We start from the raw sequence: 15257 nt of genomic DNA on the forward strand, positions 1-15257 counted from the left end.
CTACAGCAGCCCCAGATCTAAAACCGTTGCCGGGTGTTGCAGGTAAACCGTCTGCAAGCCCGCTTCCTGCGCTCCCTGAATATTTTTGCTGGTATCATCAATAAATAATGTTTCAGCAACAGCCAGCCCCTCTCTGCTGCACAATTCCAGAAAAGAGGCAGGATAAGGCTTTCTCAGCCCCAGCGTGTGCGAATAATAGGCACGGATAAAATAATCATCGAAATTCCGGCCATTGTTCAGCCTGCTGAAGTCTGCACTAAACGCCTCATGATGAATCTGATTGGTATTGGAAAACAGGTAAATACGGTATTTGTCTTTCACCTTATCCAACCACTCCAGTCTTTCCGGTGGAAAATCCAGTAACATGGCGTTCCATGCACCCCTTATCTGTTCATCAGAAACGGCAAGCCCCGTTTGCTGCCTGAACTGCTGGTAAAATTCCTCCGGAGATACCTTTCCGGTTTCCAGATCTTCAAACAAATGGTTGGCATGGCTTTGAGTAAACAGGGCGTCAAAATCTGTTACGCCCAGGTCAATAAACGCCTGGCGGGTAGCTCCATAGTCAATATTCAGGAATACCCCTCCCAAATCAAATATGATATTCTGTACGGGTTGTTGCATAGCAGCTAAGATAAGACGTAAAACCGCTTTAAAACAGTCTTTTACGTACTGATCTGTTTACACACACTCAGGTAGAACACAGGCTGGCAGCGGCCCATGCTTAAAATATACTCCCGATTTTACACAGATTACATTAAATTGTTAATGATATTGAGCAAACTGCGATTCGCGCCTGTGATACAACTGTTTTAGCACATTAATATAAGCATATGAGAAAAAAGTTCGCTATCTGTTCACCCAATATAAAATTGTCTGAGCCCAGGGTAGAATAAAATAATTTCATCCCGGCGGGGAGCAAACACGCAATGTACCTTACTGCTTCTCCGGAAGCAGCGGGCCATGTTTTGACTATTTATAATGCACATTAGAAACGAAATCTCCTTTGTATGCATTTTATGCCACAGGAGCCTTTGCCTGGCACCCCTATTACTATAGACGGGATACCTCCGTCTTATCAGCGCTATGCGGTAGCGGGTACCAGGCCTTCTTTAACAACCTGTAAAGAAGGGCACATCTTTACCCAGTACGCAGAAGAAGCCGGTTGTGAGTTTACATTACACCATTTCTTTCTGCAAACAGGCAGCCGCTTTTTAGTATTTCCACACATCAGCCTGCCATCCGCCTTGTGCATCATGCGTGGCATGCTGCAAACAGAATCCGGCACAACACCAGTTCACACGCTTGCCACAGGCAGCTATCAATGGCTGCCACAGAATCATGGAACAGCATATCCCATTTTTGTTCCCAAAGGCAATCATGTGTTTTGCACGGTTTCTATGCCCCAACTACCTGCTGCAGATATTTCTTCTATTCCCCGACGCGTGCCGCTCGTCGTAAAACAACTGTTGCGGCAACTTTTGCAAAAGCAGCAGCCAACGTCATTCACTCAGCTGCTGCCACTTCTGGTACAACAACTCCTTTCGCACAGCACCACGCAGTATACACCGGCAATACAGCAGACTCCGGTACCAAACCGGCTTAAAGTGCATCGTATTAAAGAATATCTGCTCGACCATATCACAGATAGCATTTCTATCCGGCAACTATCGCTGCTGTTTACCATCAATGAGTACCAGTTGAAAAAAGATTTCAAATCTGTGTTTGGAACCAGTATACACAATTTTGTAATCCTGCAACGTATCGACAGCGCAAGAGAGCTATTGTTAAAAGGGCAGCTTAGTATAGAAGAAATTGCCTGTGCTACCGGATTTTACGACCGGTCTCACTTCTCTAAAAAATTCAAATCAATTACGGGGCTCACCCCCTCAGGCTATACCAAAAGCATACAAGCCGAAAATCAATATAGCAAAAAGACCGCCTGAACAACTGAAGGCAGATAAATTTCTCATGTACTTTGAAATAGATACGATGCCCCATGTCTATGGGGCTGTTCTATATAATAACAGTTCCCTTCCCACTTCTGCCTCAACGAATAGTATATTAGCAAATGGATATACGCTTACTGGTCATCCGCACTGCAAACCCTCAGCAACTGGCAGCGTTTTACAGTCTGCTCGGTCTTTCTTTTGAATACCACCGGCATGGCCAATCGCCATTTCATTATTCAACAACAACAGGCGCTACTGTTCTGGAAATTTACCCGCTTGCCAAAGAACAAACACAAGCCGATAAACACCTCCGTATTGGTTTTGGACTAGATCATTTTGAAACAACCATCGCTACATTAAAACAGCATCATGTGCCCTTCTTCAGCGAGCCTGCACAAACCGACTACGGCTATATGGCTGTTATAGCAGATCCCGACGGCCGCAAAGTGGAACTTTATCAGAAATAGGTTTATCTTATCCGCTCGCGGTATAAATCCGGATGCGCATTCAGCATCGGAAACTGACGCTGGTGCCAGTAAGGATAAGCAGGCACAGCTGCGCTTGCTTCATCCAGACGTTTTACCTGGTCCACGGTCAGGTTCCAGCCTACTGCTTCCAGGTTTTCCTTCAACTGCTGCTCGTTACGCGCACCAATGATAATATTGGCTACCGTAGGGCGTTGCAACAACCAGTTAAGTGATACCTGCGCCACAGACTTGCCGGTTTCAGCTGCCACCACATCTAACACATCTACAATGTTATACAATCTGGCTTCGTCTTCTGCAGTATTAATTACCGGGCTACCACCCTGTGCCACGCGCGCATCTTTGGGCGCAGGGGCATTTCTTCTGTATTTGCCCGAAAGCTTGCCCGCAGCAAGCGGACTCCATACAATAGTACCCACCTGCTGGTCTATACCCAATGGCATCAGCTCCCACTCAAAATCACGGTTCAGCAAAGAGTAGTAAGCCTGATGGGCCACATACCGGCTCCAGCCATACCGCTCAGATACGGAAAGGGATTTCATCAGATGCCAGCCCGAGAAATTAGAACAGGCTATATACCGCACCTTACCACTTTGCACCAGACCATCCAAAGCCTTCAGCGTTTCTTCCACCGGCGTGTTGGCATCAAAGCCGTGCATATGATAAATATCAATATGGTCTACATTCAGCCGCTTCAGGCTCTCCTCGCAGCTTTTAATCAGGTTCAGGCGCGATGATCCAAAATCGTTTATCGCATCCGACATCGGAAAGGTAGCTTTGGTTGAAATCAGTAACCTGTTACGGTTACCTGCTATCGCTTTTCCCAGTATTTCTTCCGACATACCTGCCGAGTACACATTTGCCGTATCAAACAAATTCACACCTGCATCCAGGCAAAGGTTCACCAACCGCGTTGCCTCTTCTACCTGCGTACTGCCCCATGCTTTAAAAAACTCATTGCCTCCGCCAAACGTTGCCGTACCAAAGCTCAGTACCGGTACACGTAATCCGCCATTACCCAATTGTCTGTACTCCATAATGATTCATTTAGGTTATATCTTCCTAAAGATACGAAGTAAGCACACCGTACAAGCAGCAGAAGTACAAGAACCCGCCTGTTAACAATCGGAACATCCTTACATTTGAAACATTAATTCAGCACTATGACAGACAAAAAAATTTACTACGCCAAAGGTGATGCACCCGAAATGATTGCCGCATTTGAAAAAGCCAGAAACACATTTAAATACTTCTGGCGCGAGCTTAACTGGGAATCCCGCCGTATTGTACCAGCACTGGACCTGGCCTGCGTAAAAATTGCCTTTGTACAGGAGAACGGAACTGATGAACCTGCAGTAGAGCACATGTGGATCAATGATGTGTATTTTGACGGCGACTATGTAAGTGGAACGCTCATTAACGATCCTGACATTCTTACAAATATCAGCAATGGCGATGCAGTACGTGTTTCTTTAGATCAGGTGAGCGACTGGTTATTCGCCAGTATGGACAAAACCTATGGGGGATTCACCATTCATCAACTCCGCTCCAATATGACTGACGAAGAAAGAGAAGAGCATGACGAAGCCTGGGGCCTTGATTTTGGCGACTTTAATCAGATAGAAGTTGTGCGTGATCAGTACACACAACCAGAAAATCTGATTGAACACCCGATGAGCATTAACATGCAAAAAAGTTTTACAGAATTTCTGCAACAATATCCTCAGGAAATTACGATTGCTGATGAAAACGGATATACCCTGCTTCACAAAGAAACCATAGCCGGCAATAAAACCTCCGTAGAAATACTCCTGCAAAATCAGGCTGACACCTCCCTTAAAACCCATGGTGGCAAAACAGCATTGGATTTTGCGCGGCAACTGAACTGGGAGCACCTTATTCCGGTTCTTGAAAAGAAATAACAAAACCTATAAAAAGGTGCCCCGCCTTCGTATCAAGAGCAGGGCACCTTTTTGTTTTTTGCCCCTGAGGCAGCGTATATGAATTCTAAAATTCCAGTAACGGCAACAACTCCACCTTTCCCGCTATACCCGATGGTTTGGTTTTCCAGTTCAGCGTAGTAAACAATCCGTCTGCACCGCGGTTTTCTTTGTCATGTGCCGGAAAGTTGATGTTATAAAATATCTTATAAGGCTCTCCTTTCTTCTCCATATCCATTAACCGGTTAGCCATCAGGTTGGCCACTTTAATCTCCAGCCGGTTCTCCACTTTAAATTCAGTGGCAGGTATACGTAGAGAATAATCAGGCCCCAGCAGCGTACCTGATAATTTGCCATTCAGATACACTTCTGCACTTTCATGCACTTTACCTATACAAAGCTGCCACATAGCACACGAACCTGCCGGCCTGGCAAAAGTGGTTGTGTAAGAAGCTATACCCGAAAAGGCTTTGGCATCTTCACCACCCAGATCTGTCCATAAACCCGGTTTGTCGGTTTTTATAGCAGCAGGCAATGCGGGGCCACCTTCCGCAAAGCTGATGGTCCATTCACCTTTTAGTTCCACCGGTGCAGCGGCAGGCTTATACCATTTCCACCCTTCACCCTTTACTACGCTTTCTGAGGTTTTTAGTATATAGCTTTCACCAGGGTTCAATTGCAGGTATACCTGGCTGGCTCCATCCTGATTGCGCTGTACAGCTAGTAAGCCGTTTTGTTTCCGCATCGCATCATACACAACTACAGAAGCCGCTTTCACAGCCAGCGGAATCTGGCCGCTTACGGTTTTATCACTCAGGTTACTGACGAAATAAGTGTATCCATCTTTCTCTGCACGACGGATAAACTGCAACCCGTTATCGGTCATTTTCTCACGGCTGATACCTGCCGTTTCTAACAACGCAGCAATGTCATCCGCCAGCACAAACCTGCCCTTGCCTACCTGTGCAGTCTGCACGCCCCGGGCTCCTGTAGTAAAATGCAGGCTTCCTATCAAACCAGCAAAAGCGTTTTTACGCGCTTCCAGCTGCCCCAGGCCCGGCACACCAGCAGGCATATTTTTATATACGGCTATGGTAGCACCACCTTTGGCCATGTTTATCAGCTTCTGAAAAGTTGCCAGCGATACCAGTCTGCAATCGGGCAGCAGCAAGGTTTTATAACCAACGCCGCCGGTAAACAACCGGGCGCCGGATGCCTGTATAGCACTGATTTGTTTGTCTGATATAAAGTCGAACGTAAAGCCTTTTCTCAACATCTCTTCCGAGGCACGCTCAAAACCGGTACCGGTAAACTCCGGCTTCATGCCATGATAGTGCTTTAATAACGCGCGGCCCGCATCGGCATAACTGTCAAACAACGGATAATATACCAATACATCATTTGCAGGTTTACCACTTTGTAAAAAGCTCTGGCAGCGTGCTACATATTCATTCAACGCAGCAAAATGTTTCCAGAACGGGTTGGTCTGCTGAAAATGAACCGCCGCATAAAACATCCATCCCGGCCATGCTGCGTCTTTAGGAGAGTAGTTTACACCATGATAAAACACATGATTCACCCCACCCAGAAAAAACTTATCCAGCACCTGCTTTACATTACCCAATGAGGACAGGAAATGATCATTCAACCAGGTGGCAGATTCAGAAGAAGTCAGCGGCTTACCGGTTACGTGTGCAGTAGAGGAGGCAAACTTAAAACGCAATATATCATCCCCTTCCGTTTCCGGTATGTCTATCGCCGCATACAAGTCTAAGATATTTGCAGGCGAACCATGGCTCTGGTTGCGGATCAATGCGCCTTTGCCCTTGCCCCATTCATGCCAGGGGCGGGTAAAATTCTCCAGTAGTAAATCGCCTATGGTTTCCCGGTAATCTGTCAGCACACGGCTCGCAGTTTCTTTATCCCCTTCGCCAAACAAGGCCGGCAGATAATTGCGTAAATCGTACCCCCTGCGTTGCTGAAACGCGGTAAAAAACTGCGGGGTAAAATTACTTTGTCCGCGTGCATCATCCACCTCGTAAGAATCATTAAAAAAGGCACGGATACCATTCACACTTCGTCCGTTAAAAGCCTCATCAAATTTGCCCAGGTAATGCGAAAGGGCTGTTTTGGAAAAGTGATCTATTACCAGGCCTTCACCACCGGGGGCAGCACGCTCTACCATCTTACCATGGTCGCCCAGAAAAAGCGCATATAAGCGCCACTGGCTGCCCGCAGGCGCCGTCCATTGCAGCCTGCCATCCGCTTTAACTTTATCCGTAATATTTAAAGCCTGGCCCTGGCTATTATAAGCCATTAGTATAGTAAGCGGTAAACGTTTCTCAAAACGTATCTGATCCAACGCCAGTTGTTGCAAATTGGCATTGCTACTCAATGGTTGTTTAATACTACCTATAGCAGGCGCTTTGCCTTCAGCACGCACCATCGGCTCCTGTATAAACACTACTGCTTCTTTCAGCTGTTCGCCGCCCTTCAGTTCGTATTTCTTCCAGAACATTTCTTTACTGGCATCGGCATCTGTTATCCACGGGCCACCAAAAGGCCAGCCTGTAGCATTGGCAACATCAATACCCAGGTTCAGGCGTTTTCCTTCCTGCAAGGTGTGCTGCAACATATCCATCCACTTCGGGGTCAGAAAAGGAATGAACTGACTTTCCGCGCCTTTCACTCCATAAACAGGCGTAATTTCCAAACCACCTAAACCCGCATCACGGTAGCTTTCCATGTTCCAGGTAAGGTCGCTCTTATTCACCGCACTCCCCTGCCACCACCAGCGTGTCCAGGGTTTGTTTTGTTGCGTAATAGCAGGCCATTCCAACTGGGCAGAGGCCTGCATGCTTCCAAACAGGAAGGCAGCAATCGTAACTACTTTAAATGTGTTCATGTGTAAAACCTGTTGAATAAATTTGTGGTGTAGCACCGGCAAAGCAAATCCGTTTCTCTCTGTAAACGAAACAGGTTCAAATTAATGGAAGGGTTTTCCTTCTTCATCCTGCCCCATCCTGCCGAAAAACCTGGTTTCGGTCACTTATACGGTATTATCCGTGAATACCTCTGTCACGTTTTTGGAGCAGGCGTCTTGCATATTCCTATTTTATACCCGACATATTGCTCAGCTACCTCTTTTTGCCTGCAAAGCCTTCATGGCTGCTGCATAACGTTTTCCCAGTTCACGCGCGCTGGCCGCATCAAAGTGCAGCCGGTCTCCTTTATCAGTAAGCCCCTTTGCTGATATTACTGCTGTACCCCGCAACTGTTGCGGCAGTTGATTAATTACGCTGTTAATTACCAACTCCTTCTTATTAAAATAACCAATTTCACCAGCCACAAATGGTAAATCTGCCTGTTGTGTTTCAGCGCGCAGGCGACCGATAAGTATCGCCAGCTTATTCAGATATACAGCGGCGTGCGCAGAGTCGTTGTCCGATTCGCCCTGATGCCAGAGAATACCTTTTATAACGCCATGCTGCATAGCAATACGTAAACGTTCTATCGCAAAATCGTACGGATAAAACTGCTTCAGATAAACAGCACCCGGCTCCCACACTTTAACAGGCGATCCGCCCCAGGCGCAGGGAACCAGCCCTATCTTAACTGCCTTGCCCGTAGTTTCTGTCAGCATACTTTCTGCAAAACTGCGGGCCGGGCCAACACCCACCGCCGCGGGTTTGTCAAAATGTACGGGGTCTGTAGCCGGTATCCATTTATTGAAGGAGTCCAGCATTACAACCTGCGGATGCACCTGTTTACTAAGCGAATCCAGTGGACCACGTCCCGCCATATTAGACTGGCCTATTAAAAGATATACGTGAAAATTGCTGTCAGGCTTAGGTTGCTGGGCATGCGTAGCAACAAAAAACAGCAACACTGCCATTAAAGGAAGGATTTTCATACAACTTACATCGGTTTACTTATACAATATCCCACGCAACAGGCATGGGCATGTATAGATGTAATAAAGCGGGCAGGGTTTAACGGAACCAGGTGCTAAACTAAAAGGCTTGAATCCGGTACAATACCGAAATCAAGCCTCTTAAGCAACTGTTATAACCGTTCAACTTCGGGGCAGTTCAACCTTGATACCCCTTCTTGTATTCTTTATTTTTTCTTACCAGATTTTCCGGCTTTGCCTGGCTTAACTGACTTAGCAGGTTTATCCACAGTAGCACCCGTTACATCTAACCGGTAACAAAAAGTTGCCGGGGCCAATGTTACAGTATACTCCGGCATCGGCTTAGGCCCGCAGGAGTTAGTGCCTACACCCAGTGTTTTATACCCCACACTCAACACAGTAGCCGAACGTTGGGGTAAATCTATTTTATACTCTACCTTGTCCATCTCCTCATCTTTATAAGGCAGGGCAGCTACCTGCACAGGTGCAGTAACACCACTTACCTGTATACGTGCCAGGGCAGTTGCTGTTACCTCAGCCCAATACACATCCTCATGGTTGCCGCATTCCATTGGCTTTTCATAGGGCGTCTGTTGCTGCCATACGGTACTTTGGTATAAACCTATATCAGAACCTGTTTTACGATCAGAGTAATTTTCCATGGGGCCACGTCCGAAATAGCTGAATCCATTAAAAGCAGTATCCAGTAACATACGTACGCCCATACGCGCCACCACCACTGTTGTGTCACTGGCGCTTACCTGGTTCTGCACTGTTACAGCGCCCTTGCGGTTAAATATATAATCCGCTTTATGCGTAACGGTAAATCCGTTTTTACCCGTACCGGTTAACACAGCAGTTACCACCACACCTGTATCAGTAACGCCACTTACCAGAAAGTTATCGCAGTTCCAGTTCAGTTCTTTCAAACCCAGTGTATCCCAGCGTGCGTAGGCATACATATCATCCTGCTGGTGCGGTGCACGCCACAGGTGTAAACGGGGACCTCCACCCTTCTGCATCAACGGCTTGCCATTTACATAAATATTCTCCATACCACCAGCGGCTTTAGAAAACATATATCTCACTTCACCACACTGCACGGTTATCTCATTGCCTCCGTTGGTCATTTCAATCAGCGGATCAAAAGCGTCTTTGGTATATACAGGCAGCATAGCAGCCGGACGGTTTAACTCAAACTGCGCAGCAGCAATTTCATATCCTTTCTTCGCCCAGGATGCATCATTTAATAATTTAACTGACACATTCAGCAGATAAACGCCGCCTTTATCCAATGCAGGCACCTGCACCTTCAGTTGCTTCTTTCCAAACGGAGCAATGCCGCTTATATCCAGCTTACCAGTACTCACTACCGTACCATTTTTGCTGATGGTGTAGCTGGCATCTAACCCATTCAGCGGAATAAACTGATACTTGTTGGTAACGGTTAACATACCCGTAGTGGCATCAAAGTCAAACCCTACCCACTGAAACAATCTCTTCATTTCAGGGAAATGGGGTTTGGGGCTGCGGTCAGATGCTACCACGCCTTTATGAATAAAGTAATGATCGTTGGGAAACTCGCCAAAGCCGCCACCAAAAGCCAGAATAGGGTGTGCGGGATCTCTGCGGTTCCAGATACCCTGATCCTGAAACTCCCATATAGCGCCACCCAGTATGCTGGGATATTTATCAAACAACTCTACATATTCTTTTAAAGAGCCCATGGAGTTAAACATCGCATGCGCAAACTCGCACATATAAAACGGCTTGGTTAACGTAGGGTCGGTAGCTGTCAGTTCTACGGTTGACAGCTTCTTTTGTTTAGGGGTAGCATTTTCATACGGCAGTATGGGCGAGTACATTTTACTGTCCACATCAGCCGGATTATTCGCGCCTACTCCAAAGCCTTCATAATGCGTGGGGCGGGTACTGTCTATAGCTTTAATAGTACTCAGCGCCGAACGGAAGTTAGAACCACCATCGCCACATTCGTTACCGAGCGACCAGATGATAATGCTTGCGTGGTTTTTAAAAGATTCCACATTGGCTACGTTCCTGTCCACAATAGCCGCTTTAATATCATGGCGTTCGTTAAAAGTATCGCGCAGGCCATGACACTCCACATTGGCTTCCGCTACCAGATACAAGCCATATTCATCACACAGCTCGTACCAGCGGGGCGCATCAGAATAATGGCTGGTGCGTACGTGGTTACAGTTGCCCTGTTTTATTACTTCAATATCCCGTATCATCTGCGCCTCTGTAACTGCATGCCCATTGTCCGGCGAGTTTTCGTGGCGGTTCACACCTTTCAGTTTAACAGGTACACCGTTCAGCGTAAACACCCGGCCTTTAATCTCTATTTTGCGGAAGCCCGTTCTGGCAGAAACAAACTCAGCAGGCTGATTCGTCTCCTGCAACTGCAATACCGTGATATACAGCTTAGGTGTTTCAGCAGTCCACTTAGCAGGCGCTTTTACCGGCAGGGTAAAGTTAATTACCGCTTCACCGCCGTTTGCTATCGGGCCTACCAGTTGTTTGGTAGTAGCCACCACATTGGCACCATCGTATAAAGTAGCAGTAAGTATCTGTTTGCCATTGGTAGCCGCACCATAGTTTTTCACCTTCACTGCTATCTTTTCTGTTGCATTTACATACTGCGCATCCAGATCGGTTTGTATGCTAAAGTCGCGTATATGCAGCAGAGGCGCACGCCAGATACTCACGTCACGAAAAATACCGCTCAGGCGCCACATATCCTGATCTTCCAGGTAGCTGCCGCTTACATACTGATACACCTCTACCGCTACCAGGTTTTTACCGGGCTGTATAAAGCTGGTAATATCAAACTCTGCCACGTTACGGCTATTGGTGCTGTAGCCCACTTTTTTACCATTCACCCACAGAAAAAAACCGGCATCCACCCCGTCAAACTTCATAAAAACGCGGCCACCATTCCAGTCAGCCGGCACCGTAAACTCCCGGCGGTAGCTGCCTACCGGGTTACGATCAACGTAGGCAGTATAATTGGTGGGCGGCTCACTCATTACATGCGGAAAGTCCTTTTTAAAAGTATAGCCAATGTTTCTGTAAAAGGGCGTACCATATCCTTTTATCTGCCAGTTAGCAGGCACGTCTATGTCTTTCCACGCAGCTACATCATAGCTGGGTTTGTAAAAGTCCAGCGGCCGCTCTTCCGGGCGCTTTACCCAGTTAAACTTCCATTTACCATTAAGGCTGCGGGTATACGGCGATTGATCTCTTTTCCCCGTTAGCGCCTGTTGCAAGCTGGCATAGGGCATTAACGTAGCATGCGAGGCCTCCTTGTTGATACCAATACATTCGGGGTTTTCAATTTCGCGCGGAATACGTTCAGGGGCTTCACCTGTCTGCGCCCGGCCGGATACGGATAATAACACCGCTGCCATAGAACAAAATACGCTCAGTTTCATTCAGTCCTGTGTTTATAAGTTGGTTGAGTATGTATAGGGCAGAAGCAGCAATCAATTTAACAGCACTGATACAGCGCCTGCCTGTATAGCGTTCGTTCAAGAGGTACCAAAGTAACTATAATTTACTAACCGCCGCCATAAAAATGTGGCTCACTACCTGTGCAACTTCCTGCAATCACTCGCATCAACAACACCAGAACAGTCCGCAACCCGCATCTGCACAAGCTTACATAAACACTTCCCCATCTTCCGGTACAAAACAACGTTCTGCGAAACCGTTTTCGTGTATCGCCTTTCGCACGTCTTCCCTGCTTTCCTGGCAATGGTTCACCGCTTCCATATGTACTACGTACACTTTTGCCTGTGGCAAATACTTTACTACGGTAATTACATCACCCACGTTCATTACAATGCTATCACCCACTACAAAACGGGCGCCTCCACCGTTTACTATTATGTGTGTGGGTTTATACGTATCCAACGCCTGCTGCACTGCTTCGCACCAGATGGTATCTCCCGCTATATATACCACATGGTGGCCATGCTTTATTACAAAACCAGATACAATGCCCATCTTCTCTTCAATTTCACCGGTGCCATGCCTGCCACATGTACGGTAAATATCTATACCCTGCCAGTGCATATGCGTTTCTATTGCCTGTGCCTGGGTAAAGCCGGCAGTCTGTATCTCTGCCAGGCTGGCGGGCTGGGTAAACAAGGGTATACCTTTAGGCAGCAATTCTTTTGCGGTAACATCCCAATGGTCGGGGTGTGTATGGGTTACCAGTACTGCATCCACCCTTTTTATCAGCGCATCCAGTGCTTCACCGGTAACAGGTAATTCTGTAGTAGGGTTACGTTCATTTCCGGCAGTCATCATAATGGGGTCGTACGCGTATCTGGGGGCCAGCATCGGATCAACCAGCAGCACCTTGTTGTTTACCGTTATTACTAGGGTAGCGTTACGCAGTAATTGCACCTTCATATCAAATCATTTAATTTTGATAACGAAGTTGAACAAAACAAACGCCGGGGGTACGAAGGTTACCGGCAGGTAACCTGTTCACTTTTTTGTAACCATGCCTACCAATACTTTTCAATATTGCGGACTGGATGTAGCCCTGGAGGTTTTATCCGGCAAGTGGAAACCGATCATCCTCTATCACCTGTTCCGTAACGATGCTATCCGTTTTACCGAGCTGTGGCGCTCCATTCCCAAAGTAACCAAGAAGGTACTGCTGGAACAGTTAAAGCAACTGGAGAATGATGCCCTGATAATACGGGAAGAAACACCCGCGTTTCCACCGGAAGTACGTTACCGTATTTCAGAAAAAGGCAGGGCCATGGGGCCGGCACTGGAAGCGTTGGAACAATGGGCCAATACGCATGCTACCGGGGCGGTAGAGAAAATGAAAGGGCAGAAAAGACTTTTAATTCAGGCCGGTACGTTACCAACAGAAGCACATTAACACGCTAAAAGGATGGCGTATCATAAGTCCGATACGCCATCGTTTTGTTCCGGTACCTGATGTTTATCTGTATGGGCTACTCTTTTACAAAAGCCTTCGTTACTTTCTGTTTGCCGTTCTGTATACAAATCCAGTATACACCGGCAGCCATACTATTCAGATTAAAAACGTGCTTGTTTCCTTTCCACTGCGCCTTGTGCAGTATCTGCCCATTTACACTTTGTAACCACCCTGTTACCGGTTCGTTAACCGGTGTTGTTTTCAGCAATACAGTAATCTGATCCCGTGCCGGGTTGGGGTAAAACGTGTAGTCCACCTCTTTCTGTTGTAACAAGGTAGTGTCTGTAGCAGCTTTGGAAAGTAATGATACAGAAGCAGCTGCGGCAGCACCACCCACAGGCACCAGCTGCCAGTGCTGGTTTTTACCATTCAGGTAAGCCCACTGAAAAATATTGGCGCCGTTAGTTAGTGAGGTTCCATCCACATCTACACATTTACCGCTGTTTACGGGCGTAATGCGGTAGAAGCCACCGGTTACGAGCGTGAAGGTAAATTTCTGGTTGTTGCCGCCGGTGCTCTGCCATATAGCCACGTTGGCACCATCTGCTGTGCTGCTGCTGGCCACATCCAGGTTTTTACCACTTCCCACACCTACCAGTGTATACTGTCCGCTACCGGTGTTGGTGAGTGTCCATTGCTGGCAGGCGCAGTCGTTGGCAGGCCATTGCCTTACGTTAGCGCCATTGGCATTGCCATTGTTCGCTACCTCCATAGCTTGTCCGCTGTGGCGGGCAAATATTTTATATACGCCATTTACCGGGCCGGCAGCAGATAAAGGGTCACGCGCAAAAGTGAGCGAGCCAAAGCCCAGCTGATCAAACCCGCCACTGTTGGGGCCGTAGTTGCCACCACCACCTTCCGGTCTGTGCAGGGCGGCATAGGCAGCCATGCCCGGTACCGAAAGCCCCATACGGTTAGCGTAATGATGATATACCATTTCCCATACGGGGCGGATATTGCCACGGCCTGCATCAGCAATTACCGTCTGCTGCATCTGGGCGCAGTTCTGGCCATTACCCCAGGTATACGTAGTATACGGCACCGTGTTGCCGGTGTTGTATTGCGCCACATACTCTGCACCTTTCAAAAACCGGTTACTATCATAACCATACATATCATCGCCTTGGTTCCAGGCCATCTCACAAAAAGCCCCCATTAAGCCTATGCCCAGGGTAGCATGGCCCTGGTCGCGGCCACTCTCCTGCCACTGGCCCAGGGTGCTGTTGTGCAGGTACCAAACTGCATGGGTAATAGAGCCATTGCCCGCACCGGTTTTAAAGTAATTGATGGCACGGTTGTATAAATCCCGCCGGTCGCACAACACACCTATTGCCAGCACAGAAGCCATATTGCATAAATCCCAGTTAGCCCAGTAGTTAGTAATACAGGCATCGTTGTGGTTCAGGAGAAAGTTATCATTCAGCGGATAAAATTTCGTCAGCATCATATTCTGAAAACGGGTAAAGTCGGCCGCTGCCCAGCCGCTGTACGTTCGCATAATTTCTGCTGCATTGGCAAACTGATAACCATAAATACCGGCAGCCAGAAAGCGATCGGCATTACCGGTAATGTACCGGAGTGTGGATGACCAGTCATTCATAATGGCGATAGACTTGTTGGCATAGTCCACATCGCCGGTTATCTTCCAGCGTATGGCAGTCTGGTAGGCAGCGGCAATATCATTGTAAAGCCTTGTGTAATTCTGCCCCGTACCTCCACGGCGTACGGTATCTAACGCAAGGTGCGCGTACGTAAGCTGCGACCGGCCGTTTGCTGTCAGCACGTCCCAGCTGCCTTTCCAGGGTTGCGCATTGGCATTTACTTTCGTGCGCATTCTGGCAAAATCCGCTTCGGTATGTAATAATCCGGGGTGCACAAAAGCCTGTGCGCCAGCTGTGCCAGTGGCCGAAACCACCAGTACAGCACCCATTAAAAAAGTAAGAGCAATCGTTTTCATAACAAGTGTTTTTAATGAAGAGATAGCAT

General features: G+C 47.5%; 11 protein-coding genes. 4 read left to right on the forward strand and 7 right to left on the reverse strand.

All coding sequences use genetic code 11. The features are described 5' to 3' along the window. Nucleotides 1-621 (reverse strand): HAD family hydrolase, encoded by a 621-nt coding sequence (locus tag IEY13_RS22725; RefSeq protein ID WP_188956550.1) that lies wholly within the window; start codon nucleotides 619-621, stop codon nucleotides 1-3. Nucleotides 622-1007: 386 nt separating this feature from the next. On the opposite strand from IEY13_RS22725, the gene IEY13_RS22730 reads away from it, so the two are divergent. Together IEY13_RS22730 and IEY13_RS22735 are read left to right on the forward strand one after the other, a co-directional pair. Next, nucleotides 1008-1943: a helix-turn-helix domain-containing protein gene (locus tag IEY13_RS22730; RefSeq protein ID WP_188956552.1), complete on the forward strand. Its 936-nt coding sequence runs from the start codon at nucleotides 1008-1010 to the stop codon at nucleotides 1941-1943. Between the two features lie 125 nt (nucleotides 1944-2068). Then, nucleotides 2069-2416 carry a VOC family protein gene (locus IEY13_RS22735; protein ID WP_188956554.1) on the forward strand — a complete coding sequence of 116 codons (348 nt, stop codon included), beginning with the start codon at nucleotides 2069-2071 and terminating at the stop codon, nucleotides 2414-2416. A 2-nt stretch (nucleotides 2417-2418) separates the two neighbouring features. On the opposite strand, the gene IEY13_RS22740 is transcribed toward IEY13_RS22735, so the two are convergent. Next, nucleotides 2419-3471, reverse strand: coding sequence for an aldo/keto reductase (locus IEY13_RS22740; protein ID WP_188956556.1), 1053 nt, complete (start codon nucleotides 3469-3471; stop codon nucleotides 2419-2421). A gap of 126 nt (nucleotides 3472-3597) precedes the next feature. Between IEY13_RS22740 and IEY13_RS22745 the strand changes: the two genes are divergently transcribed. After that, the gene (locus IEY13_RS22745) at nucleotides 3598-4356 is read left to right on the forward strand and encodes a DUF2314 domain-containing protein (protein WP_188956558.1); all 759 of its coding nucleotides are present in this window, start codon (nucleotides 3598-3600) and stop codon (nucleotides 4354-4356) included. Between the two features lie 85 nt (nucleotides 4357-4441). On the opposite strand, the gene IEY13_RS22750 is transcribed toward IEY13_RS22745, so the two are convergent. The 4 genes from IEY13_RS22750 to IEY13_RS22765 form a co-directional block, all read right to left on the reverse strand. Continuing rightward, nucleotides 4442-7279, reverse strand: coding sequence for a glycosyl hydrolase (locus IEY13_RS22750; RefSeq protein ID WP_188956560.1), 2838 nt, complete (start codon nucleotides 7277-7279; stop codon nucleotides 4442-4444). Between the two features lie 228 nt (nucleotides 7280-7507). Next, nucleotides 7508-8287: a sialate O-acetylesterase gene (locus tag IEY13_RS22755; protein ID WP_188956562.1), complete on the reverse strand. Its 780-nt coding sequence runs from the start codon at nucleotides 8285-8287 to the stop codon at nucleotides 7508-7510. 206 nt (nucleotides 8288-8493) lie between these two features. Then, the gene (locus tag IEY13_RS22760) at nucleotides 8494-11742 is read right to left on the reverse strand and encodes a glycoside hydrolase family 2 TIM barrel-domain containing protein (protein WP_188956564.1); all 3249 of its coding nucleotides are present in this window, start codon (nucleotides 11740-11742) and stop codon (nucleotides 8494-8496) included. Between the two features lie 226 nt (nucleotides 11743-11968). Then, nucleotides 11969-12727 carry an MBL fold metallo-hydrolase gene (locus IEY13_RS22765; RefSeq protein WP_188956566.1) on the reverse strand — a complete coding sequence of 253 codons (759 nt, stop codon included), beginning with the start codon at nucleotides 12725-12727 and terminating at the stop codon, nucleotides 11969-11971. 94 nt (nucleotides 12728-12821) lie between these two features. On the opposite strand from IEY13_RS22765, the gene IEY13_RS22770 reads away from it, so the two are divergent. After that, nucleotides 12822-13211: a winged helix-turn-helix transcriptional regulator gene (locus tag IEY13_RS22770; protein ID WP_188956568.1), complete on the forward strand. Its 390-nt coding sequence runs from the start codon at nucleotides 12822-12824 to the stop codon at nucleotides 13209-13211. A 76-nt stretch (nucleotides 13212-13287) separates the two neighbouring features. On the opposite strand, the gene IEY13_RS22775 is transcribed toward IEY13_RS22770, so the two are convergent. Beyond that, nucleotides 13288-15228 carry an RICIN domain-containing protein gene (locus IEY13_RS22775; protein ID WP_188956570.1) on the reverse strand — a complete coding sequence of 647 codons (1941 nt, stop codon included), beginning with the start codon at nucleotides 15226-15228 and terminating at the stop codon, nucleotides 13288-13290. Nucleotides 15229-15257: the final 29 nt, after the last annotated feature.

This window comes from Filimonas zeae (genome assembly GCF_014641615.1).
Lineage (GTDB): Bacteria > Bacteroidota > Bacteroidia > Chitinophagales > Chitinophagaceae > Filimonas > Filimonas zeae.

What these genes read in the sequence shown, in the direction of transcription:
- IEY13_RS22765 (WP_188956566.1), bottom strand. Translation starts at nt 12,727, where the DNA reads ATGAAGGTGCAATTACTGCGTAACGCTACCCTAGTAATAACGGTAAAC.
- IEY13_RS22775 (WP_188956570.1), bottom strand. Translation starts at nt 15,228, where the DNA reads ATGAAAACGATTGCTCTTACTTTTTTAATGGGTGCTGTACTGGTGGTT.
- IEY13_RS22735 (WP_188956554.1), top strand. Translation starts at nt 2,069, where the DNA reads ATGGATATACGCTTACTGGTCATCCGCACTGCAAACCCTCAGCAACTG.
- IEY13_RS22760 (WP_188956564.1), bottom strand. Translation starts at nt 11,742, where the DNA reads ATGAAACTGAGCGTATTTTGTTCTATGGCAGCGGTGTTATTATCCGTA.
- IEY13_RS22750 (WP_188956560.1), bottom strand. Translation starts at nt 7,279, where the DNA reads ATGAACACATTTAAAGTAGTTACGATTGCTGCCTTCCTGTTTGGAAGC.
- IEY13_RS22755 (WP_188956562.1), bottom strand. Translation starts at nt 8,287, where the DNA reads ATGAAAATCCTTCCTTTAATGGCAGTGTTGCTGTTTTTTGTTGCTACG.
- IEY13_RS22770 (WP_188956568.1), top strand. Translation starts at nt 12,822, where the DNA reads ATGCCTACCAATACTTTTCAATATTGCGGACTGGATGTAGCCCTGGAG.
- IEY13_RS22725 (WP_188956550.1), bottom strand. Translation starts at nt 621, where the DNA reads ATGCAACAACCCGTACAGAATATCATATTTGATTTGGGAGGGGTATTC.
- IEY13_RS22740 (WP_188956556.1), bottom strand. Translation starts at nt 3,471, where the DNA reads ATGGAGTACAGACAATTGGGTAATGGCGGATTACGTGTACCGGTACTG.
- IEY13_RS22730 (WP_188956552.1), top strand. Translation starts at nt 1,008, where the DNA reads ATGCATTTTATGCCACAGGAGCCTTTGCCTGGCACCCCTATTACTATA.
- IEY13_RS22745 (WP_188956558.1), top strand. Translation starts at nt 3,598, where the DNA reads ATGACAGACAAAAAAATTTACTACGCCAAAGGTGATGCACCCGAAATG.